Here is a 22,514-nt window from a genome sequence, read left to right on the forward strand (position 1 = left end):
TTCTATCGCGTCCGGCTGGACGGCAGGCCGCTGATCTCGCAGACGTAGTCCCGCTCGGGTGAGGCGCTTTGCGCACCGGTCGGGGTCAGAATGCCGCCGCGGGCCTCACAGTCGGCCATCAGGGCGTCCAGCTTCTGGGTATAGGTGCCTTCGCGGGCCCCCATGCCGGCGCAGGCGGCCAAGGACAGGGACAGGGCCCCCACCGCGAGGGTCGACACAAGGGCGGGGCGGTTCAGACGGATGGTCATGGACTTCTCCAGTCAAGAGTGAGGGACAAGAATAGCTTGTCCCAGACTATGGCTAACCCGTGGCAAGGTCAGCCGTTCCGTTCGGGAATATGGCGGGGGGTGGACCCGATTGCGGCAACGCTGCTACCCCATGGCCTATGGAAACCGGAACCTGGATCACCCTCGGCCTGTATTTCGCCCTGATGCTGGGCATCGGCCTCTATTCCTATCGCGAGTCCACCTCGGACGTGTCGGGATACATGCTGGGCGGGCGCAGGCTGGGACCGGCGGTGGCCTCCCTGTCGGCGGGCGCCTCGGACATGAGCGGCTGGATGCTGCTGGGCCTGCCGGGGGCCATGTATCTGTCCGGCCTGTCCTCGGCCTGGATCGCCATCGGCCTGTTCATCGGCGCGCTGGCCAACTATCTGATCGTCGCGCCGCGTCTCAGGACCTATACGGTCATGGCCCGGGACGCGATCACCATCCCGGACTATTTCGACAAGCGGTTCCAGGACCGGTCGCGCCTGCTGCGGGTGATCTCCTCGCTGGTCATCGTCATCTTCTTTACCCTGTACACGTCGTCGGGTCTGGTCGCGGGCGGCAAGCTGTTCGAGAGCGCCTTCGGTCTCGACTATGCCTGGGGTCTCTGGATCACGGCGGGCGTGGTTCTGGCCTACACCGTGGTCGGCGGCTTCATGGCCGTCAGCCTGACGGACTTCGCGCAGGGGTGCATCATGTTCGTGGCCCTGGTTCTGGTCCCCATCGTGGCGCTGGGCGCGGTCGGCGGTCCGGTCGAGGCGGTCGAGACGGTGCGCGGTATCGACCCCGGCCTGCTGAACCTGTTCCAGGGGGCGACCGTCATCAGCGTCATCTCGGCCATGGCCTGGGGCCTCGGCTATTTCGGCCAGCCGCATATCATCGTCCGCTTCATGGCCGTGCGCTCGCTCAAGGATGTGCCGACCATGCGCAACATCGGCATGAGCTGGATGCTGATCACCCTGATCGGGGCGCTGGCAACCGGGCTGGTGGGTCTGGCCTATGCCACCCGCACGGGGCTGGAGGTCGCGGATCCCGAGACCATCTTCATCCTGCTGTCCGATGTGCTGTTCGACCCATTGATCACCGGCTTCCTGCTGGCGGCCATCCTGGCGGCGATCATGAGCACCATCTCGTCCCAGCTGCTGGTGTCGTCCAGCTCGCTGACCGAGGACTTCTATTCCATCTTCCTGCGCCGGAATGCGCCGCAGAAGGAACTGGTCCTGATCGGTCGCCTGGCCGTGCTGGCCGTGTCGCTGGCGGCGATCTTCCTGGCGTACGATCCCACGAACAACGTCCTGGGGCTGGTGTCCAACGCCTGGGCCGGCTTCGGCGCCGCCTTCGGGCCGCTGGTGATCCTGTCGCTGACGTGGAAGCGCATGACCCGCAACGGCGCGCTGGCCGGCATGATCGTCGGCGCGGTGACCGTCCTGTTCTGGATCTATGCCCCGGTGCTCGCCGACGGCCAGACCCTGTCGCAGGGCAGCGGCGTCTATGAGATCGTGCCCGGCTTCATCCTCAGCGGGCTGGCGATCTGGCTGGTCAGCATGATGGGCAAGCCGCCGTCCGGGGACATCCAGTCGACCTTCGAGGCCGTCCGTCAGGCCCTGCACCGCAAGGGGGAACCCGCAACGCCCCGTTAACCGACACGGCGCACCCTCAGGGCCCACGCCTTTGCGAGGCCGCCATGTCGACGATCCAGACTTCCAGCTACCGGCGTACGCGGGACCATTTCGAGCCCCAGGACATCGATCCCCACGAGCAGCGCCGCCTGCGCGGCCTGATGGAGCATATCGACTACACCGCCTATGTCGCCAACCGCGAGGTGGTGGGCCAGATGCTGGCCTCGGTCGACGCCGGTCATTTCCAGCGGCTGGCCGTCACGGTTGCGACGGCCCGGGCCAAGTGGGTGGCCGAGGCCCTGCGCCAGTCCGAATCCGGCGCCCCCTCCACCCCTGACCAGATCGCGCGTCTCACGGCCTGCAGGGTGGCCTTCGAGGAACTGTCCGAGGCCTATGAGGGCCTGCGACGCATGGTCGACCGCGGCTATGTGCCGATGAAGTCTCCCGGCTGACGGTCGCCTACGCCTTCAGCCGGTAGCCCGTCCGGAACATCCAGCCGACGATTGCAAGGCAGGTGAAGAAGAAGCCCAGCGTCGCCGCGAGGCTGATGCCCACGCTGACGTCACCGACCCCGTAGAAGGCCCAGCGGAAGCCCGAGATCAGATAGACGACCGGGTTGAACAGCGAGATGGTCCGCCAGGTGCCCGGCAGCATGTCGATCGAATAGAAGGATCCGCCGAGGAAGGTCAGCGGCGTCACGACCAGCATCGGAATCATCTGCAACTGCTCGAACCCCTGGGCCCATATGCCGATGATGAAGCCGAACAGGGAGAAGGTTGTGGCGATCAGCACCAGGAAGGCGATCATCATCAGCGGATGCTCGATCCGCAGAGGCACGAACAGGGCCGCCGTCGCCAGGATGATCAGCCCCAGCACCAGCGATTTGGTGGCCGCCGCGCCCACATAGGCCAGGACGATCTCGAAGGGCGAAATCGGGGCCGACAGGATCTCGTAGATCGTCCCCGTGAATTTGGGGAAATAGATGCCGAAGCTGGCGTTGAAGATCGACTGGGTGAACAGGCTCAGCATGATCAGGCCCGGCACGATGAAGGCGCCATAGGCCACGCCGTCGATCTCGGTCATGCGGCTGCCGATGGCCGAGCCGAACACCACGAAATAGAGCGCCGTGGTGATGACGGGCGTGACGATCGACTGCCAGAAGGTGCGCAGCGCGCGCGCCATCTCGAAGCGATAGATGGCCCAGACTCCGTAAGCATTGAAGCTCATGATGCGGCTCCTTCACCGGTGGCCTGCCGGGCCGGCTTGTCGCGGTGCACCAGGCTCACGAAAATGTCCTCCAGCGAGCTCTGGGCCGTGTTCAGGTCCTTGAAGCCGATGCCCAGATCGCTGACCGCGCGCAGCAGCGAGGGCACGCCGGTGCGCTCGGCATTGGCATCGAACACATATTCCAGCTCGTGGCCGTCGGCTTTCAGCTCGACCTTCCACTCGGCCAGTTCGGCCGGCACCGTCTGCATCGGGTCCTGAAGGTTCAGGGTCAGCGTTTTCTTGCCGAGTTTTTTCATCAGTTTGGTCTTGTCCTCGACCAGGATCAGCTCGCCGTTCAGGATCACCCCCACGCGGTCGGCCATCTCCTCGGCTTCCTCGATGTAGTGGGTGGTCAGGATGATGGTGACGCCGCGCTCGCGCAGGCCCCGCACCAGGGCCCACATATCGCGGCGCAATTCGACATCGACCCCCGCCGTGGGCTCGTCCAGAAACAGGATGTCGGGCTCATGGCTGAGGGCCTTGGCGATCATCACCCGGCGCTTCATGCCGCCCGACAGGGTCATCAGCTTGGCGTCCTTCTTGTCCCACAGGCTCAGGTCGCGAAGGATCTGCTCGATGAAGGCCGGGTTCGGGGCCCGGCCGAAAAGTCCGCGGCTGAAGGTAACGGTCGCCCAGACGGTTTCGAAAGCGTCGGTGGTCAGTTCCTGCGGCACCAGGCCGATCCGTTCGCGGGCCTTGCGATAGTCGGACTGGATATTGTGTCCGTCGACCAGAACCGTGCCCGTGCTGGGGGTCACAATCCCGCAGATGGTGCTGATCAGCGTGGTCTTGCCGGCGCCGTTCGGACCCAGCAGGGCGAAGATCTCGCCCCTGGCAATATTCAGATCGACCTGCTTCAGCGCCTGATGGCCACTGGCATAGGTCTTGGTCAGGCCGTTGATGGAAATGACCGGCTGCATTCCGTCCCCCTCGTCTCAGGCCACGCAATTAGGGTTCCGATATCCCGCTCACAAGGCGGAGCCTGTCGCCGCGTCAGGAGTTGTTGTCGCCGATGGACACAGGCTGGGCCGATCTCCGCACCGACAGGCTGGCCCGACGGGCCCGCAGGCTCTGGCAGCGACGGCCCGCCATGCCGGTACTGCTCGAGGCGCTGGCCCGCTTTGGCTACGGCGCGCGCGGCTTCGTCTATCTGTCGATCGGCGTGATCCTGATGATGACGGCCCATGACCTGACCAGCCAGACGGCGGGATCGACGGGAGTCGTTGAAACCCTGGCGCGCCAGCCTTTTGGCCGGGTCTGGCTGATGACCCTCGGGATCGGCCTCTGGGCCTTTGTGCTGTGGCGTGTGCTTCAATCGGTGTTCGATGCCGATCACGAGGGCCGCAGCCTCGCGGCCATCGGCAAACGGGCGGGGCAGGCGGTCAGCGGTGTGGTCTATGGCCTGCTCGCCTCGACCGTCTTCGAGGTCCTCGATGAGGTCCATGCCAATCTCTCGGCCGAGGACATCGCCGAGAATCAGGAAAAGGCCCGCGCCCTGATGGATCTGCCGTTCGGGCAGGCCATGCTGATCGGCATCGGGCTGGTGATCCTGGCGGTGGGGATGGGCAATGTCGTGCGCGGCATCCGCTCTGACTTTGGCCGCGATCTGCGCTGTTCGGAAAAGCTGTGCCGTCGTGTCGTGCCCCTGGCCCATATCGGCTATGTCTCACGCGGTCTCGCCTATTTCCCGCTGGCCGGCCTCGTCATGCTGGCCGGGTTCCGCGAGCGGTCCAGTGAGATCACCAGCTTCGGCGGCGCGCTGGAGGCGGTTGAGACCCTGCCCGCCGGACCCTGGCTTCTCAGCGCCACAGCGCTCGGGTTGATGGCATTCGGTGCCTTTGCCTTCGTCGAGGGCCGCTTTCGCCGCATCCGTCCGCCCCGCGATCTGGACCTCGGCTGACGTCTGCGTCCGGGTGTGACGTCGCGGCGTATATCCTGCACCTGACCGATCGGAGCCCCGACCATGCCGCCTGTCCGCCTGTTCGCCCTCGCTGCCCTGGCCCTGATGGTCAGCGCCTGCGTCACCGCGCCTTCACCTTCCGAATGGCGCGCGCCGGAGCCGCTCAAGCCCGTAGACGCCGAACGCCTCTATTCCGGTCGCTGGCTGGAGGTCGCGCGCCTGCCCATGTCGATCACCGACGGCTGCGTGGCCGGGGCCTCCAACTACACCCTGGTCAATGAAACCCGCGTCGATGTGCGCGACACCTGTCAGGTCGGCACCCCGGACGGTCGCGAAAAGGCCATCGGCGGGCGCGGCGAGATCCTCGATCCCGGCACCAACACCCGCCTGCGGGTCCGCTATGTGGCGGGCTTCGTCACCTGGGACTACTGGATCCTCGATCGGGCCGACGACTATAGCTGGTTCATCTCGGCCGACCCGACCTTCGAAAAGCTGTTCATCTACACACGCGCGATTCCGACGGATGCCGAGCTCCAGGCTCTGGTCCGGCGGGCGGCCGAGCTGGGCTATGACGTGTCGAAGCTGGAGTTTCCGCCGAACGAATAGGGCGGCCCGCGCCTGACCCTGCGTCACCGGGGCGCGCGCGCCACGCCCGGCCAGAAACCGTGCGGCGCCGGCCCCGGCGATTCCCCTCGCGGTTGACCTTACGCCTCCGGCCCGTCATCACCGATGAAACAGCCGCACAGGGAGGATCGGGCGATCATGGGCTTGCTGGCCAACATCCGACGGGATCTGAAGTTTGCCGCCGGACTGCGTCGCCTGCTTTCGCGCATCAAGCCGATCGATCTGGACAGCCCGGTGCTGGTCTGTGACGACCTGGAGGAGGCCGTCGACCGCTTCCCCGACCGCATCGCCATCGAGGACGAGCACCGAAGCCTGACCTATCGCGAGTTCGATGGTCTGGCGAACCGCTTTGCCCACTGGGCCCGGGGCCGGAACCTCAAGCGCAGCGACACGGTCGCCCTGGTCATGCTGAACCGCGCGGAATATCTCGCCGCCTGGTTCGGCCTGTCCAAGGTCGGTGTGGCCACCGCCCTGATCAACACCAATCTGACCGGCGCGGCGCTGGGCCACTGCATCGAAATCTCCGGCGCGTCGCAGATCATCACCGATCAGGAATGCTGGCGCGCGGTCGAGGATGCCCGCCCGCACACGGACCGCAATCTGATGCTCTGGGTCCTGGGTCTGGCCGACGAGGACGAGGTCAGCGACCGCCGCGACCTCGACACCCCGCTGCGCAGCGCCTCCTCGGTGCGTCCGGCACCTGGCGCCCGTCAGGGCCTGACCAACCGCTCGACCGCCCTCTATATCTACACCTCCGGCACGACCGGTCTGCCCAAGGCGGCCCGCGTGCCCCATTCGCGCGCCCGAACCTACATGCTCGCCTTCGCCGGCTGCACGGCGGCGACCGAAAAGGACGTCACCTACAACGTCCTGCCCCTCTATCATTCGACCGGCGGCCTGGTGGGAATCGGCCCGGCCCTGCTGAACGGCGGCAAGCTGGTGCTGCGCAAGCGCTTCTCGGCGACCGCCTTCTGGCCCGATGTGAAGAGGACCGGTGCCACCATCTTCGTCTACATCGGCGAACTGTGCCGCTATCTGGTCAACAGCCCCGCGAATGACGACGAGCGCGCCCACAAGCTGCGCCTCGCCTACGGCAATGGCCTGCGCCCCGACGTATGGGATGACTTCAAAAGCCGCTTCGCCATTCCCGAGATTCTCGAATTCTACGGCTCGACCGAGGGCAATGTCTCGGTTTTCAATTTCGACGGAAAGTCGGGCGCGATCGGCCGCGTCCCCTGGTTCGTGAAGGGCAAGGTCAACATCCGCCTCGTGCAGTTCGACTTCGACACCGAAACCCCGGTGCGCGGCCCGGACGGGCGTTGCCGTCTGGCGGCGGTGGGAGAGGTCGGCGAGGCCATCGGCATGATCGGCGACGACACCCGCCATGACTTCTCGGGCTATGCCGACAAGTCCGCCTCGCAGAAAAAAATCCTCACCGACGTGTTCAAGCCCGGCGACCGCTGGTTCCGCACCGGCGACCTGCTGCGTCAGGACCGCGAGGGCTATTTCTACTTCATCGACCGTATCGGCGACACCTTCCGCTGGAAGGGCGAGAACGTCTCGACCGCCGAGGTGGAACAACTTCTGGCCGAGGCCCCGGGTGTCAGGGAAGTCATCGCCTATGGCGTCCCCGTCCCGGGTCAGGACGGCAAGGCCGGCATGGTCGCCCTCGTGGTCGAGGGCCGGTTCGGTGCCACCGCCTTCGCCGAATATGTCGAGGCCAATCTGCCCTCCTATGCCCAGCCCCAGTTCGTCCGCATCATGAAGGCCGTCGACACCACGGGCACCTTCAAATACCGCAAGGTCGATCTGGTCACCGACGGCTTTGACCCGGACAGGGTCGACGGCCCCCTGTATGTGCGCGGCGGCAAGGCCGGCTACACCAGGCTGACCCCCGCCGCCCGCCAGGCCATCCTCGACGGCGAAACGCGGCTCTAGCTGCCGGACCAGCCCAGTCGGCCCTGCCACCACCAGACGGCGACCGAGGCCTGGCGTCGGCCAGTCTTCAGACCCTGAATGACTATCGATTCATTGTCTCCCGCCTGACAGGTCACCTCCACCGAACTCAGGGCCGTCAGATCGGCCAGCCAATAGTTCCAGCGCGCAAGATCTGTCTCCGAGGCCTGCCCCCCCGCACCCGAATAAGCCGTTACCCTGACCCGACCTGGCCCGGACAGGCTCCAGCGTGCTTCGATCTCGAGATGAACCGGACCACTGGGACATTCATGACGATGAATGACTAGGCTCTGAAGTGGAGGCTCATACTCCACATGTGGGGGGGGCTGCCTGCTTACATTGGGTGGCGTATCCGACACTGACTGGGCACAGGCCTGCGTGGCGAATGGCACGACAAGGAAGGCGAATACTCTTAGAATATTATGGGTCATCGTTTAGCCTTCGCCACAGGTGTCTGCGTCATTGGTCGCAAGCCGGACACGGTTATCATCATCTGGGGAATTTTCATAAAAATCATACTCGTATATGATGCCGTCGAAGTAGATGTATTGTGTAAAATTTGTACCGTCTGCACCTTCAGAGACTAGAAAGTCTGGCCATTCCCAGTCGCGGCTACTTGGCTGGAAATGTCCATCTGAGAGGTCTACATTTACAGAGTACCCATCATCGTGGAAACGGACATTGGGATGGCTATGAATTATTCCAACTACTTGATTCCAAGACGTGAATCCAAAATCGGCTGGCACGCTGCCCGGGTTCAATCCGGTCAGAGAGTTGTTATCTCCCGAAATCATTGAACCAAGTTGCAGATCGCCATTCTCATCGCGGTAGATGAAAAATCCATACTCCCGAGTATCTATGTCTTCCAGTTGCGCTAACAAAGCCGCAGCGAGCGAGGCCAATCGATCAGCCTCTCGATCTTCACAAGCATTCCAACCATCTGGTCGATCAGGGTCTTGGGGTAACCCGCCACCACTTCCGCTACCGCCTCCCAGATCATCGAGTCCCCCTTGACTGTCATTGTCTCCAATTGTCACGCTGGTGGCTGAACCAAACCCGCCTCGTCCACCGACGACCTCGATATCATCAACCGGGGTGCCCGGATCCTCATCGTCGGGACCCCCCGCGCCGAAAAGCACGAAATCTTCTCCGCCCTTGTCCAGTGAGAACGGGCGGAAGTCATGCCGCTCGGGTGGAAGCTCATCTTGTGGAAACGCCAATCCGGAGTCGAGTGCAGTCTGCCCGCGCAAGCTATGCAGCAGATCGGCGATGCTGGTCTGAGGTGCATCATTGAGTTGGAGAAAAGGATCGGGGCTCAGGCCTAAACCGTCGCGGAATAACGTTTCATCAGTATGTCGAACAGCATGGCGGCCTCTCCCTCATTGCAACTTTGGCTCACCCTGGGTGAGCCTTGCGCTTGGGTCACCGACAGCCCCATGAAATTTCAGGCATTTGCGATCACCTTCTTGGCAACGCGGCTTTAAGCATTAACGGGCAGGGTTGACGCCTCTCGTTCGCCACAGGTGTCGCCTCCGTCCATGTTCCAGATCATCGGCATCGTCCTGCTGTTCGCCATGGTGTTCGGCAGCTACATCCTGGCGGGCGGCAAGATGGGGGTGATCATGCACTCCCTGCCGTATGAGCTGATGGCCATTCTGGGGGCCGGCGTGGCCGCCTTCCTGATCGGCAATTCGGTCGGGACGATCAAGGCGACCCTGGCCGGCTTCGGCAAGGTGTTCGTCGGCAACAAGTGGAAGCGCAAGGATTACATCGACCTCCTCAGCCTGCTGTTCCAGCTGACCAAGACGATGAAGTCCAAGGGCGTCATCGCCCTCGAAAGCCATATCGAAAAGCCCGCCGAGTCCGCGATCTTCCAGAAATATCCGAAGATCATGAAGGACCATTTCGCCACCGACTTCATCTGCGACACCCTGCGCATGATGACCATGAACCTCGAGGATCCGCACCAGATCGAGGACGCCATGGAAAAGCAGCTGGAAAAGCACCATCATGAAGGTCTGGCCGGTGCCCATGCGCTGCAGACCATGGCCGACGGCCTGCCGGCGCTGGGCATCGTCGCGGCCGTGCTGGGCGTGATCAAGACCATGGGTTCGATCACCGAGCCGCCGGAAATCCTGGGCGGCATGATCGGCGGCGCTCTGGTTGGCACCTTCCTCGGCGTGTTCCTGGCCTATGGTCTTGTCGGCCCCATGGCCGCGCGTCTGAAGGAGATCGTCGACAGCGACGGGGCCTTCTACAAGATCATCCAATCGGTGCTGGTCGCCCACCTGCACGGCAATGCGGCCCAGATCTCGGTCGAGATCGGCCGGGGCGACATTCCCTCCGGGGCGCAGCCCTCGTTCAGTGAGATGGAAGAGAGCCTGGCCAACGCACCGATGGAAGCGGCCTGACCGGACGGGGTTCGGTCGCTCACGGAAGATCACGAACCCGTGAGAATTCGCTTGCGAGTCGGCTCACATTTCCGTTATCACCCTTTTGCGGGGATTCATGACCCCGTTGAACCTTCTGAAGGATGAAACACATGCGTATCGTTGCTCTGGTCGCCGCTTCGGCCGCCGCCCTGGCCATCGCCGCCTGCACCCCCGCCGCCGAAGAAACCCCGGCTGCTGAAGCTGACGCCGCCGCCGAAACCGCTCAAGAAGCCGCCGTCGACGCCGAAGCCTCGGCCGCGGAAGCTGGCGCTGCGGCCGACGAAGCCACCGCCGCCGCTGGTCAAGCCGCTGCTGAAACGACCGCTCCGGTCGAAGCCGCTCCGGCTGCTCAGTAAGCCAAACGGATACGGTCCTTCGGGGCTGAATCGGGAAAGGGCCGCCCCCACGGGCGGCCCTTTTTCTGTTGCGCGGCGCAATCTCGCGCAGAAGCGGAGTCGGGCTAACCCCCGCGACACGCCCGGCTTCCCGCGCTAGGGCAGATGGCATGACGCCCCCCTCCGACACCTCCCCCGATCTGGTCTGGGATGACGACGGCACGCCGCGATCGGGCCGGTTCGGCGACATCTATTTCTCACCCGAGGACGGTCTGGCCGAGACCCGGGCGGTCTTCCTCGACGGCTGCGGCCTTCCTGACGCCTTTGCCGGTCGCGACCATTTCTGTGTCGCGGAACTTGGCTTCGGCACGGGCCTCAATATGGCGGCGCTGCTGATGCTGTGGCGCGAGCATGCCGCCCCCGGTGCCCGGCTCAGCCTGTTCTCCATCGAAGGCTTCCCCCTGTCGCGGGACGAGGCCGCCCGCGCCCTGTCCGCCTGGCCCGAGCTGGAGCCTGCCACCCGCGCCCTGCTGGACGTCTGGCCCCCCTCCACACCCGGCATGCACCGGCTCGATCTGCCGGCCTTCAACGCCACCCTCGATCTGGCCATCGGCCCGGTAGAGCAGGGGCTGTCGAACTGGGCAGGCCTGGCCGACGCCTGGTTCCTCGACGGTTTTTCGCCCGCCACCAATCCCGACATGTGGTCGCCCGGCGTCCTGTCCCGGGTCGCGGCCCGCTCACGGCCCGGGGCACGGCTGGCCACCTTCACTGTGGCCGGTGCTGTCCGGCGGGGTCTGGCCGAGGCCGGTTTCAGCGTCGACAAGCGGCCCGGCCACGGCCGCAAGCGCGAGCGACTGGAGGCGGTCCGCGACGGCGGTCCTGCCCCGAAATCCCCGCTCTCCGACATCGTCATCTTGGGGGCCGGGATCGCCGGGGCGGCGCTCGCCCGGGCCTTTGCGGCGCACGGCAGCACCGTCGAGGTGATCGAGGCTGAGGCACCCGGTTCGGGGGCTTCCGGCTTTGACGCGGCCCTGGTCACGCCGCGTCTGGATGCCGGGGATGCCGATCTCGCCGCCGGCTTCGCCCAGGCTCTGGAGCGGGCCGGACAGCTCTACGACGCCGTCGATGGCGCGGTTCTGGCGCGCGGCGTGCTGCAACTGCCCGGCCGCGAGCGCGACATCGACCGCCACGCCCGGATTGCGGAACAGCCGATCTGGCAGAACGGTCACATGCGGGTCCTGTCGCCCGGCGAAGCGTCCGACCGCCTCGGCGAGACGGTGGATACGCCGGGTCTCCTGATGGTCGACGCGCGGGTCGTGCGGCCGCGGGTCATCCTTTCCGCATGGCTGCCGGAAGGAACCACCCGCGCCTCGGTGGCCCGGATCGAGCGCCACCCCGAGGGCTGGGCCCTGCACGACGCGGAAGGGGCCATCATCCGCAGAACCTCCTGTCTGATCGTGGCCGGGGGGGCGGGGGCGGTTGCGCTGCTGCCCGACCTCGCGCTGCAGCCCGTGCGCGGCCAGGTCGAGGTGACCCCGGCAGTCTCGATACCCCTCCCCGTGGCCTGGGGAGGATACGCCATCCCCACAGGCAACGGCCTGCTGTTCGGGGCGACTCATGACCGGGACGACACCGGCGTGGAGGTGCGGGCCGCCGATACGATGCGTAATCGGGCGGCGCTGGCGGCGCGGTTCCCGGGTCTTGCGGACCGTGCGGGGCAGGGGCCGGTCTTCTCCCGCGCCGCGACCCGGGCCACCACGCCCGATCGCCTGCCCTATGCCGGTGCTATCCAGGAGGGCCTGTATATGCTTGGCGGTCTGGGATCACGCGGCTTCTGTCTCGCGCCCCTGCTGGCCGAGCACATTGCCGCCCTGTGCCTTGATCGTCCGTCGCCGATGCCGGACGCCTTTTCCCGCAGGCTGGATCCCCGCCTCCGGGAGTCCGGGCTTGCGAAACCCGCGAAACCGTCAGACGTTGGTGCGTCATGACCGCCTTGATCCGCACCCCGTTGCCGCTGGCCCTGGCCGGGTCTCTCCTGGCCCTCGGAGCGTGCGCGCCAACCCGTTCGTCCGATGACGCGCCGGCCTTCAACGACCAGACCTGCTTTTCCCCATCGCAGGTGCGGGGTTTCCAGGATGGTCCGGGCCAGACGGTCTATCTGAACGTCGGGCGGGATTCCTATCCCTTGACCATCTTCGGGGCCTGCCCGGGCCTCGACGGCGCGCTGGGCTTTGCCCTTGAACCGGATGCCGTTGGTGTCACCCGCCTGTGCCCCGGCGATGCCACGCGCATCGCCGTGCGTGGAAGCGTCAATCCCGTCGAATACTGCAGCGCCCGCATCGGTCCCCGCATCGAGGGCCGTCGCTGAATCCTTGCCCGGAGACCTGCCATGATCCGCCTTGCCGCGCTTTCGTTCCCTCTCCTGATGATGGTCGCTGCCTGCGCCCCGGCCCCGGACATGGATCGGGCCGCCGGGTCCGAGCGGGCCTGTTTCATGTCGGATCGGGTCGTCAACTTCCGCGCCGGACAATCGCCATCCCTCTATGTGAAGGCTCTGGGCGGCGATGTGTTCGAGCTGCAATCCACCGGCTATTGCCGCGATCTCGACTCGTCCAGCAGCCTCGGGTTTACCCCGCTTGCGGGCTCGTCCGAGCGCACCTGCGTCGGAGACCCCATTGACATCAATGTGTCGGTCGCCGGGGCCTCGTCCAACCGCTGTCGGGCGCGCGTCGTGCGCAAGTTGACCGAGGAAGAGGTCGCCGCCCTGCCGTCACGCTACCGGCCGTAAAGCCTCGCCTCAGCCCTTGGGTTTCTGGGCATAGCCCAGCCGCTGGTTCAGCTTGTCGATCAGATCGATGGCCGTGTCGGCAATCACCGATCCGGGCGGATAGACGGCCGCCACGCCGGCATCCAGAAGGGGCTGCACGTCCGAAGGCGGAATGACCCCGCCGACCACCACCATGATATCCTCGCGGCCCAGCTTCTTCAGCTCGGCGATCAGCTGCGGCGCCAGCGTCAGGTGACCGGCGGCGAGCGAGCTGGCGCCCACGGCGTGAACGCCCTTCTCCACGGCTTCCTGCGCAGCCTCGGCCGGAGTCTGGAACAGGGAACCCGCCGTGGCCTCCAGCCCCAGGTCGCCATAGGCCGTGGCCACCACCTTCTGCCCCCGGTCGTGCCCGTCCTGCCCCAGCTTGGCGATCAGGATGCGGGGTGGGCCGCCGTCGTTCTCGATAAAGGCGGCCACCATGTCGCGCGCCCGGCTGATCTTCGGGTCCTTGCCCGCTTCCCTGCCATAGACGCCGCTGACGGTTTTCACCGACGCCACATGACGGCCGAAGGCGGCTTCCAGCGCGTCCGAGATCTCACCCACGGTGGCCTTGGCGCGTGCCGCCTCGATCGACAGAGCCAGCAGGTTGCCGTTGCCCTTCGCGCCCGCCGTCAAGGCGTCCAGCGCTGCCAGCGTCGCCGTCTCATCACGTTCGGCCCGCAGGCGCTTCAGCTTGTCGATCTGGGCCGCCAGCACGGCCGCATTGTCGACCTTCAGCACCGGGATGTCGTCGACCTGATCGGACAGATAGCGGTTCACGCCCACCACCGTCTGCTGGCCGGTATCGATGCGGGCCTGTGTCCGCGCCGCCGATTCCTCAATGCGTAGCTTGGGAATGCCCGCCTCGATCGCCTTGGCCATGCCGCCCAGGCCTTCGATCTCGGCCATGTGGGCGCGGGCCCGTTCAGCCAGTTCGTGGGTCAGCCGCTCGACGTAATAGCTGCCGCCCCACGGGTCGATCACGCGGGTCAGGCCGGTCTCCTGCTGCAGCAGGATCTGGGTGTTGCGCGCGATCCGGGCCGAGAAATCGGTCGGCAGGGCCAGCGCCTCGTCCAGCGCGTTGGTATGCAGGCTCTGGGTCTGGCCGCCCGCTGCCGCCATGGCCTCGACCATGGTGCGGCCGACATTGTTGAAAACGTCCTGTGCCGCCAGCGACCAGCCCGAGGTCTGGCAGTGGGCGCGCAGGCTCAGCGATTTCGGGTTCTTCGCGCCGAATTTCGACACGGCCTCGGCCCACAGCAGCCGCCCGGCCCGCATCTTGGCCACTTCCATGAAGTAGTTCATGCCGATGGCCCAGAAGAAGCTGAGCCGCGGGGCGAACCGGTCGACGTCCATGCCGGCGTCCACGCCCGCCTTCAGGTATTCGATCCCGTCCGCCAGCGTATAGGCCAGCTCCAGGTCGGCCGAGGCGCCTGCCTCCTGCATGTGATAGCCGGAGATGCTGATCGAGTTGAACTTGGGCGCATGTTCGGCCGTCCAGGCGAAGATATCGGAGATGATCCGCATCGAGGGCGCGGGCGGATAGATGTAGGTGTTGCGGACCATGAACTCCTTGAGGATGTCGTTCTGGATGGTCCCGGTCAGCTGGGCGGGGGCGACCCCCTGTTCCTCGGCGGCGACGACATAGAGGGCGAGAATCGGCAGGACCGCCCCGTTCATCGTCATCGACACCGACATCTGGTCCAGCGGAATGCCGTCGAACAGGGTCCGCATGTCGAGGATGGAGTCGATCGCCACCCCGGCCATGCCGACATCTCCGGCCACGCGCGGATGGTCGGAATCATAGCCCCGGTGCGTGGCCAGATCGAAAGCGACCGACAGCCCCTTTTGCCCCGCCGCCAGATTGCGCCGGTAGAAGGCGTTGGACTCCTCGGCCGTCGAGAACCCCGCATACTGGCGGATGGTCCAGGGGTTCTGGGCGTACATCGTCGGATAGGGGCCGCGATGATAGGGGGCGATGCCCGGCAGGCCGTGGATGGAGTCCAGCCCCTCCAGCGCGCCTGCACCATAGCGGGGCGCGACCGCGATGCCTTCCGGCGTCTGCCAGGCGGGCCGGTCCGGTCCGGTGCCGGTCGCACCGGTGTCCAGCTTCAGCGTGGTGAAATCGGGGCGGGTCATCGGGCGGTCTCCCCGGTCTCGAGGTCCGCGGCGAGGCCCAGGGGGGACAGCGACTCGCATCGGTGGTCCAGCGGCGACGGCGCGTTCTCTGGTTCGGCCGTCACATCGACCGGGCGCGGGTTTTCGTCGACGAACCGGGTTACGCCCACCAGATGGGCATCGCCGCGCGCATAGGCCGCCACCAGCGCCTCGCGTGCCTTTGCCACCCGGGCCTGCAGCCGTCCGGCCTCGACCGAGGCGACCAGCCCGCCCTCGCGCTCGATGGTCTGGAAGGCCGCCCAGCCCGCGTCGGCCAGATCGCGGGTGCGGGTGTCCAGGAACCACGACCCGGCCGCCGGATCGTCAACCCGGCCAAGGTGCGCTTCCTCCATCAGGATCAACTGGGTGTTACGCGCCTGTCGCAGGGCAAAGGCATCGGGCAGACCCGCCGCCCGGCTGAAGCCGTCCAGCACGATCACATCGGCACCGCCCACGGCCCCGGCAAAACCGGCCGCCGTCAATCGCAGCAGATTCGGCCAGGCGTCCCGCGTGGCCAGCATCCGCCGCGATGACCGCGCCTCGATCACCGCCTCGGTCTCCGCTCCCCAGGCCCGGGTGAAGGTCCGCCACATCAGGCGCAGCGCCCGCACCTTGGCGAGGCCGTCGAAATAGGTCTGGTCCAGCGACACGCCCAGCACCATGCGCTGGAACGCCTGCGTCGGTGACAGTCCCGCCCGGCCTGCCGCGTCGGTCAGGGCCACGGCATTGGCCAGCACATAACCCAGCTCCTGGGCCGCCGTGCCGCCTGCCTCATGCACCACCCGTCCGGAGGCGAGGAAGGCCCGCGCGTCGGGATAAGCCTCGGCATGGCGCGCCGCCGTATTGCCTGCCAGCTCCAGATAGTCCGCGAGCGGACGGGCTCCGCCGCCCTCGGCGACAAAGGCTGAAACCGGATCCATGTGAAAGGCCAGCTTCGCGCGCGGCGAGCCCTTGGCGGCGACCGCCAGGGCGTCGGCTGCCGTGGCCCCGTCCAGACCGGCGTCCAGCGCCACCTCGGCCAGTTCCAGCTGAACCCCGGCCAGGGTCTGGACCAGCGTGTCCGAATCTCCCGTCACGCCCCCCCGCACCAGCAGCGAGGCCGCTCCGCCCTCCAGTTGCGCCAACGCCACGCCATTCAGCGCGACCGCGTCTTCGCCTTCCACCAGGGCCCGCAGGTCCCAGGCCCGGCCGTCCGCATGGGCGGGGCGGGGCGCCCAAACGGGCGCGTCGGCATTGGCGGCGGCATACAGCGGCCGCACATCCAGCCCGTCGGCATCCAGATGCACCAGACTGGTCAGGTCGCGATCCCTGAGCGCGGCTTCGGCAAGCGCGCGCCAGTCGGCGGGGGAGGGGGCGGCAAAGGGCGAATTGGACATGGCGCTTCTATGGCCGAGGCGACCGCCCGTCGCAATTGTCACGGGGATATGGCCCGCCTATGAAAGACCTTCCTCCCACGGGATTCCCCCATGCTCCAGGTTCGATTGAAGCCCACCGTCTGTCCAAGCCGCCCGCTTGCCGCAGACTGCGGGGCTTGCGGGGCACGGGCCTTCAGCGTCTGCGCCACCCTGGAAGGCGAGGATCTGGCCCGCCTTTCGGCCTTGGCGGAGCCGGTACGGTTCGCGCCCGGGCAGGCCCTGACCCATCAGGGGGAACGGGCCGACTATCTGTTCAACATCACATCGGGCTCGGCCAGGGTGCAGACGTTGATGGCCGACGGACGGCGTCAGATCACCGGCTTCCTGTTCGCCGGCGACTTCGTCGGTCTGGAAGCCACGGCGCGTCATACCGGATCGGTCGAGGCGATCGAGCCGGTCACCGCCTGTCGCTTCGCCATGGCGGACTACCGGGCTCTCGTTCGCCAGACCCCGGCCCTGGAGGCGGTCCTGCTGGAACGCGCGGGTCATGAACTGACCGAGGCCCGGGCCCAGATCGTGCTTCTGGGACGCAAGACCGCCGAGGAGAAGCTGGCCTCTTTCCTTCTCCATCTCGCGGATCGCGATCCGATGCGCCCCCACGCCGAGGGTCAGATTCGCCTGCCGATGAGCCGGACCGAGATCGCCGACTATCTGGGCCTGACCATCGAGACCGTCAGCCGCGTGCTCGGCAGGCTGAAGACGGCCGGCATCGTCCAGCTGGTGTCAGTCTCGGAGCTGCGCATCCTGCGCCCCGACCGGCTGGCGGCCCTCGCCGGCGACGAGCGGTAGACGCGCCCGGCCGGGATGGCCATGAACCGCCACGGCGCTGTCGCAAAGCTCCACGCCTGCCGTGCGGTGGCTGATCAGGATCAACCCCTGACCGGTGCGTTCGAGACGCCCCTTGAGCCGCCGCAGCACCCGGGCCTCGGTGTCTGAGTCGAGGCCCTCGGTCGGCTCATCCAGAACCAGCCAGGGGGACGGCCGCAGATAGGCCCGCGCCAGCGTCAGGCGACGCCGCTCTCCGCCGGACAGAAAGGCGCCACCCGGCCCGACCGGCATGCCCAGCCCCTCGGGGGACGACGCGACGCGTTCGGCCAGCGCCGCCTCCTCCAGAACCTCCCACAGCCGGGCCTCCGGGGCCTTCGGATCGGCCAGCCGCAGATTCTCGGCTACGGTCCCGTTCAGCAACGACACCTCCTGGGCGGCATAGGCGAACAGGCCCCGGACATCGACATCGGCTCGCGCGGGGTCCAACCCGCCGACGGACATCTGGCCCTCGGGGCCGGGCCGCAGTCCCATCATCCGCTCGATCAGGGTCGTCTTGCCGACGCCCGACGGTCCGCTCAGGCGCAGACGCGACCCGCCCGGGATCTCCGGTCGATCCGGGAACAGACGGAGGGCCGTCCCGGCGGGGGTCTGAATCGGTCCCGTCACGGCCTCTCCCATCAGCGGCTCCAGCCGCGCGGTCGCCGCCCGGGCGGCCCCGGCATCGCGCAGCGCCGTGATCAGACCCAGCGCCGCCTCCATGCCCGCCGCCGCAGCCAGGACAGCGAGCGCGATCAAGGGGACAGCGGTCGGCACCGGGGACAGGATCAGGGGCAGGGCCACCACCCCCGCCAGGGTCAGGCCGGTGACCGCGCCCGCCCAGCTCATCAGGTAACCGGCGCGTCGCGTCAGCGTCACGGCGGCGGCGTCGGTCGCGTCGGCCGCGCGCGCCACCTCGGCAACCGCCCAATCCTGCAGCGACCAGGCCTTCAGCTCGGGTGTCGCCGCCTCAAGCTCGGCCAGCCGTGCCTTCAACTGCCCCTGCGCCGCCTGGCGGGCCTCGGCGGCGGGGCGCACCCATCGCCCGGCGATCCAGCGGCTGCCCACGACCAGCGCCGCCGCGCCGGCGACCAGGACGATCCCCGAACCGACATGGGCCAGCGCGGCCATGATGACCGAGACCAGCAGCCCCGCCCCCAGGGCCCATGGGGCGGGCAGGCGGATAAAGCGCGTCTGGATCGCGTCCACATCCTCGATCAGTCGCGAGGAGGCCTCGCCGGTCGACAGGGAGCGGCTGGCCCCCCGGCCTTCGGCCAGCCGGGCGTAGAGGCGGGGGCGCAAGCGGCCCAGTCCCTGCAGGGCGGCTTCGTGTCCCGCGACCCGTTCGACGTAGCGCGAGCCGGTCCGCACGATGGCCAGAAGCCGGATCAGGGCGCTCGGGATCATATAATTAAAGGCATGGGCGACCGCCGGTCCGGCCAGACCCGCCAGCGCCGCCGCCGTGATGAACCATCCCGACAGGCCCAGCAGCAGGGCCGCACCGCAGGTCACGCCAATGGCCGCGACGGTCGCGATCAGCAGGCGCGGACGCTGGGCCCGCACCTCGGCCTGGATCAGCTGCTCAAGCGGTGAAACGTCCCGGCTCACAGCGCTATCACCCGATCCGCCAGCGCCATCACCGCCCGGGAATGGGTCGCGATCAGACAGGTCCGGCCGCGTGTGGCCGCAGCCAGAGCGGGCAGCAGGGCGGTTTCGGACTCGGCATCCAGATGGGCGGTGGGTTCATCCAGCAACAGCAGCGGGGCCTGTTTCAGCATCGCACGGGCGAGGGCCAGTCTGCGCCGCTCGCCCCCTGACAGGCCGCCGCCACGCTCGTCGATGCGGCGCTCAAGATCCAGCGTCAGGCCGGCCTGCTCCGCCGTGGCCCGAATGAGATCATGCGAAGCTCCGGGCCGCGACAGGGCGATATTGTCGGCCAGCGTCCCCGGCACCACCACCGTTGTCTGTCCCATCCAGCCGATCTGACCGCACCAGTCCCCGTGGCGCGACAGGGGGTGGCCGTCGACCTCGACTTCACCCTCCGTCAGCGGTGACAGGCCGAGGAACAGGTGCAGCAGGCTGCTCTTGCCGGTGCCGCTGGCCCCCGTCAGCGCGACCACCTGGCCCGGCCGGACCTCGAGGTCGAACCCCGAGATCACCGGCGGCGTCTCTCCATAGGCGATGCCGACCTTGCGGAAGGTTACGGCAGGGGCCTTGCCGAGGCGCGGGGCGGGAAACCGGGCAGGGGCGTCGCGGCGCTCAAGCGTCGGTACGACGGCCTCGGCGGCCTGCCGGTCATGATAGGCGGCGGCCATGCGCCTCAGGGGTGCATAGACCTCGGGTGCCAGCACAAGGGCGAACACCGCCCGCCCCAGGTCCAGCGGCTCCGGAATCGGCACCGGCATGAGGTCCAGCAACTGGAAGCCGCAATAGACGGCGACCAGGGCCACCGCGAGCGCCGAGAAGAACTCCAGGATGCCCGATGACAGGAAGGCGATGCGCAGAACCCGGGCGGTGCGTCCGGCAAGGGCCCCCGACGCGCGCTCCACTTCGGAGGCCACGGCGTCCGAGGCCTGGAACGCGGCGATGGCCGGCAGGGCCCGGATACGGTCCAGGAACAGCCCCGACAGCGCCTCCAGTGCCTGGAACTGTTTCCGGCTCTCGGCGGCGGCCGCCGTTCCGGCCAGCCACAGGCTCATCCCGAAGGGAATCAGGGTCAATGCCAGGATCAGGGCCGAGACGGGACTGGCCATGGCGATGGCGATCAGCACCAGAACCGGGGCGAACACCGCGGCCATCCGCGCGGGTTCGAAGCGGGCATAATGGCCTTCCAGCCGGTCCACGCCTTCCACGGCGGCGATCAGGCCTCCGCCCCCGGGGCGCAGCCCGGCGAACAGGTCGGCCACGACGCCGCGCCGGACCTCGCCCTTGATTCGTGCGGCGGCTCCGGCACCCAGGTTCGCGGCCTGCTGCGACACCAGACCGCGCACCAGAAGCGAGGCCATCATCACCACCAGGCCGATCAGGATCATCCCCGACCGGTCCGGCCAGGCGGTGAGGGTCAGCGCCAGGCCTGAAGCAAAGCCCACGGCGGGCAGGACGTCGGCCGTGGTGATCAGGGCCGCGAGGCCCAGCGCGCGACGGTGGGACCGGCCCGCGTCGCGCAGCCAGCGTCTCGGGAAAGGGGGGGAGAGGGGTGCAGCGGTCACCCCGTCCTTATAGCGGATCGAGGTCCGCCTGCCCCTTGATGCAGATCAAGGCGCGGTACCTTCCCCTGTCTTACGGCAGCGACATATCCGGCCGATCCGGCCATGCCCCAAGGGAGTGTTCGATTCCATGATCGATCTGGCGGTCGTTGACCTGTCCCGCCTTCAGTTCGCGCTGACGGCCCTCTACCACTTCCTGTTTGTGCCCCTGACCCTGGGGCTCAGCTTCATGCTGGTCATCATGGAGTCCATCTATGTGATGACCCGGCGGCCCATCTGGCGGACCATCACCAAATTCTGGGGCACGCTGTTCGGCATCAACTTCGTGCTGGGCGTGGCGACCGGCATCACCATGGAGTTCCAGTTCGGCATGAACTGGAGCTACTACAGCCATTATGTCGGCGATATCTTCGGGGCCCCGCTGGCGATCGAGGGGCTGATGGCCTTCTTCCTCGAGGCCACCTTCGTGGGTCTGATGTTCTTCGGCTGGGACAAGCTCAAGCCCGTCACCCACCTGTTCGTCACCTTCCTTGTGGCGCTGGGCACCAATCTGTCGGCCCTGTGGATCCTGATCGCCAACGGCTGGATGCAGAACCCGGTCGGATCGACCTTCAACCCCGACACCATGCGGATGGAGGTCACCGATTTCGCCGCCGTCCTGTTCAATCCGGTGGCCCAGGCCAAGTTCGTGCACACCGTCTCGGCCGGCTATGTGATCGCGGCCGTGTTCGTGCTGGGCGTCTCCGCCTTCTACCTGCTCAAGGGACGTCACAAGGGCTTTGCCAAGCGGTCGATGACGGTCGCCGCCGCCTTTGGTCTGGCGTCCTCCCTGTCGGTCGTCGTGCTGGGCGATGAGAGCGGCTATGCCCTCACCGACAACCAGAAAATGAAACTGGCCGCCATCGAGGCCATGTGGGAGACCGAACCGGCCCCTGCCGGCCTGACGGCCGTCGGCCTGCCGAACATGGCCAACCACCGCACCGACTATGAGATCAAGATCCCCTGGGTGCTGGGCCTGATCTCGACCCGCAGTCTGGACGGTCAGGTCGAGGGCATCCTGCCGCTCGTGGCCGTGGCCGAGACGCGCATTGAATCCGGCATGCTGGCCTATGACGCCCTCGAGAAGATCAAGGCCGACCCACAGGACGTCGCCGCCCGGGGTGCCTTTGAACTGCACCGCAACGACCTGGGCTATGGTCTGATGCTGCGCCGCTTTGTCCAGGATCCACGCGACGCCACCGCCGAGCAGATTCGTGCCGCCGCCTGGGCCACGGTGCCCAATGTGCCGGTCATGTTCTGGTCGTTCCGCATCATGGCGGGCATCGGCTTCCTGATGATCGCCCTGTTCGCCACGGCCTTCCTCCTGTGCACCCTGCGCAGGCATGAGACCCGGTGGTTCCTGCGCCTCGCCGTGCTGGCCATTCCCCTGCCGTGGATCGCCGCCGAGCTGGGCTGGATCGTGGCCGAGGTCGGCCGCCAGCCCTGGGCCGTCGAAGGGGTTCTGCCGACCTTCCTCGGGGCCTCCAGCCTGACCGTGCCGCAGCTGTGGGGCACCATCATCGGTTTCACCGTCCTGTATGGCGCCCTGGCCGTGGTCGAGGTCGGCCTGATCCTGCGCACCATCAAGAAGGGGCCCTTCGCCGGACATGACGAAGCCGGCTCCGAACCCGGATCGCCCTCGGGCGAAGCCGAACCCGCCACCGCCTGACCCGCCAGACCCGGAGATCC

20 protein-coding genes are annotated in these 22,514 nt (G+C 67.1%); 12 read left to right on the forward strand and 8 right to left on the reverse strand.

The features are described from left to right. Positions 1-2: 2 nt before the first annotated feature. Positions 3-248: a hypothetical protein gene (locus tag IBJ06_RS01525; RefSeq protein ID WP_292156756.1), complete on the reverse strand. Its 246-nt coding sequence runs from the start codon at positions 246-248 to the stop codon at positions 3-5. A gap of 137 nt (positions 249-385) precedes the next feature. On the opposite strand from IBJ06_RS01525, the gene putP reads away from it, so the two are divergent. Further along, the gene (gene putP / locus IBJ06_RS01530; RefSeq protein ID WP_292156757.1) at positions 386-1,906 is read left to right on the forward strand and encodes a sodium/proline symporter PutP; all 1,521 of its coding nucleotides are present in this window, start codon (positions 386-388) and stop codon (positions 1,904-1,906) included. A 44-nt stretch (positions 1,907-1,950) separates the two neighbouring features. After that, entirely contained in the window at positions 1,951-2,337 is a 387-nt protein-coding gene (locus IBJ06_RS01535) for a hypothetical protein (protein ID WP_292156758.1), read from the forward strand. 7 nt (positions 2,338-2,344) lie between these two features. Here the strand turns inward: IBJ06_RS01535 and IBJ06_RS01540 are convergent, their stop codons facing one another. Together IBJ06_RS01540 and IBJ06_RS01545 are read right to left on the reverse strand one after the other, a co-directional pair. Further along, positions 2,345-3,112 (reverse strand): ABC transporter permease, encoded by a 768-nt coding sequence (locus IBJ06_RS01540; protein ID WP_292156759.1) that lies wholly within the window; start codon positions 3,110-3,112, stop codon positions 2,345-2,347. Beyond that, positions 3,109-4,071, reverse strand: coding sequence for an ABC transporter ATP-binding protein (locus IBJ06_RS01545; protein WP_292156760.1), 963 nt, complete (start codon positions 4,069-4,071; stop codon positions 3,109-3,111). Before IBJ06_RS01545 ends, IBJ06_RS01540 begins: the two co-directional genes overlap by 4 nt. 92 nt (positions 4,072-4,163) lie before the next feature. Here IBJ06_RS01545 and IBJ06_RS01550 point away from each other — a divergent pair, with 92 nt between their 5' ends. The 3 genes from IBJ06_RS01550 to IBJ06_RS01560 all read left to right on the forward strand — a co-directional run bounded on the left by IBJ06_RS01550 (position 4,164) and on the right by IBJ06_RS01560 (position 7,613). After that, positions 4,164-5,051, forward strand: coding sequence for a DUF1206 domain-containing protein (locus IBJ06_RS01550; RefSeq protein ID WP_292156761.1), 888 nt, complete (start codon positions 4,164-4,166; stop codon positions 5,049-5,051). Between the two features lie 63 nt (positions 5,052-5,114). After that, positions 5,115-5,657 carry a lipocalin family protein gene (locus tag IBJ06_RS01555; protein ID WP_292156762.1) on the forward strand — a complete coding sequence of 181 codons (543 nt, stop codon included), beginning with the start codon at positions 5,115-5,117 and terminating at the stop codon, positions 5,655-5,657. A gap of 123 nt (positions 5,658-5,780) precedes the next feature. Continuing rightward, a complete protein-coding gene (locus IBJ06_RS01560; RefSeq protein ID WP_292156763.1) occupies positions 5,781-7,613 on the forward strand; it encodes a long-chain-acyl-CoA synthetase in 1,833 nt (610 codons plus the stop codon). Between the two features lie 452 nt (positions 7,614-8,065). Here IBJ06_RS01560 and IBJ06_RS01565 read toward each other — a convergent pair whose 3' ends face one another. Beyond that, a complete protein-coding gene (locus IBJ06_RS01565; protein ID WP_292156764.1) occupies positions 8,066-8,851 on the reverse strand; it encodes a hypothetical protein in 786 nt (261 codons plus the stop codon). Positions 8,852-9,169: 318 nt separating this feature from the next. Here IBJ06_RS01565 and motA point away from each other — a divergent pair, with 318 nt between their 5' ends. The 5 genes from motA to IBJ06_RS01590 all read left to right on the forward strand — a co-directional run bounded on the left by motA (position 9,170) and on the right by IBJ06_RS01590 (position 13,186). Further along, a complete protein-coding gene (gene motA, locus IBJ06_RS01570) occupies positions 9,170-10,042 on the forward strand; it encodes a flagellar motor stator protein MotA (RefSeq protein WP_292156765.1) in 873 nt (290 codons plus the stop codon). A gap of 131 nt (positions 10,043-10,173) precedes the next feature. After that, entirely contained in the window at positions 10,174-10,419 is a 246-nt protein-coding gene (locus tag IBJ06_RS01575) for a hypothetical protein (RefSeq protein WP_292156766.1), read from the forward strand. A 149-nt stretch (positions 10,420-10,568) separates the two neighbouring features. Further along, the gene (gene mnmD, locus IBJ06_RS01580) at positions 10,569-12,386 is read left to right on the forward strand and encodes a tRNA (5-methylaminomethyl-2-thiouridine)(34)-methyltransferase MnmD (protein WP_292156767.1); all 1,818 of its coding nucleotides are present in this window, start codon (positions 10,569-10,571) and stop codon (positions 12,384-12,386) included. Beyond that, positions 12,383-12,766: a hypothetical protein gene (locus IBJ06_RS01585; RefSeq protein WP_292156768.1), complete on the forward strand. Its 384-nt coding sequence runs from the start codon at positions 12,383-12,385 to the stop codon at positions 12,764-12,766. The genes mnmD and IBJ06_RS01585 overlap by 4 nt, the downstream gene beginning before the upstream one ends. 21 nt (positions 12,767-12,787) lie before the next feature. After that, the gene (locus tag IBJ06_RS01590; protein WP_292156769.1) at positions 12,788-13,186 is read left to right on the forward strand and encodes a hypothetical protein; all 399 of its coding nucleotides are present in this window, start codon (positions 12,788-12,790) and stop codon (positions 13,184-13,186) included. A 9-nt stretch (positions 13,187-13,195) separates the two neighbouring features. Here IBJ06_RS01590 and scpA read toward each other — a convergent pair whose 3' ends face one another. Both scpA and IBJ06_RS01600 read right to left on the reverse strand, forming a co-directional pair. Beyond that, positions 13,196-15,343 carry a methylmalonyl-CoA mutase gene (scpA, locus tag IBJ06_RS01595; protein WP_292156770.1) on the reverse strand — a complete coding sequence of 716 codons (2,148 nt, stop codon included), beginning with the start codon at positions 15,341-15,343 and terminating at the stop codon, positions 13,196-13,198. Next, positions 15,340-16,737: a methylmalonyl-CoA mutase family protein gene (locus IBJ06_RS01600; protein ID WP_292156771.1), complete on the reverse strand. Its 1,398-nt coding sequence runs from the start codon at positions 16,735-16,737 to the stop codon at positions 15,340-15,342. Before IBJ06_RS01600 ends, scpA begins: the two co-directional genes overlap by 4 nt. Positions 16,738-16,827: 90 nt before the next feature. Here IBJ06_RS01600 and IBJ06_RS01605 point away from each other — a divergent pair, with 90 nt between their 5' ends. Continuing rightward, positions 16,828-17,565: a Crp/Fnr family transcriptional regulator gene (locus IBJ06_RS01605; protein WP_292156772.1), complete on the forward strand. Its 738-nt coding sequence runs from the start codon at positions 16,828-16,830 to the stop codon at positions 17,563-17,565. On the opposite strand, the gene IBJ06_RS01610 is transcribed toward IBJ06_RS01605, so the two are convergent. After that, positions 17,500-19,188: an ATP-binding cassette domain-containing protein gene (locus IBJ06_RS01610; RefSeq protein ID WP_292156773.1), complete on the reverse strand. Its 1,689-nt coding sequence runs from the start codon at positions 19,186-19,188 to the stop codon at positions 17,500-17,502. The two genes, IBJ06_RS01605 and IBJ06_RS01610, sit on opposite strands and share 66 nt — an antisense overlap. Continuing rightward, positions 19,185-20,789, reverse strand: coding sequence for a thiol reductant ABC exporter subunit CydD (gene cydD / locus IBJ06_RS01615; protein WP_292156774.1), 1,605 nt, complete (start codon positions 20,787-20,789; stop codon positions 19,185-19,187). Before cydD ends, IBJ06_RS01610 begins: the two co-directional genes overlap by 4 nt. A gap of 130 nt (positions 20,790-20,919) precedes the next feature. On the opposite strand from cydD, the gene IBJ06_RS01620 reads away from it, so the two are divergent. After that, the gene (locus tag IBJ06_RS01620) at positions 20,920-22,494 is read left to right on the forward strand and encodes a cytochrome ubiquinol oxidase subunit I (RefSeq protein ID WP_292157265.1); all 1,575 of its coding nucleotides are present in this window, start codon (positions 20,920-20,922) and stop codon (positions 22,492-22,494) included. The last annotated feature ends 20 nt before the right edge of the window (positions 22,495-22,514 follow it).

It is taken from the genome of Brevundimonas sp., assembly GCF_016742135.1.
GTDB lineage: Bacteria > Pseudomonadota > Alphaproteobacteria > Caulobacterales > Caulobacteraceae > Brevundimonas.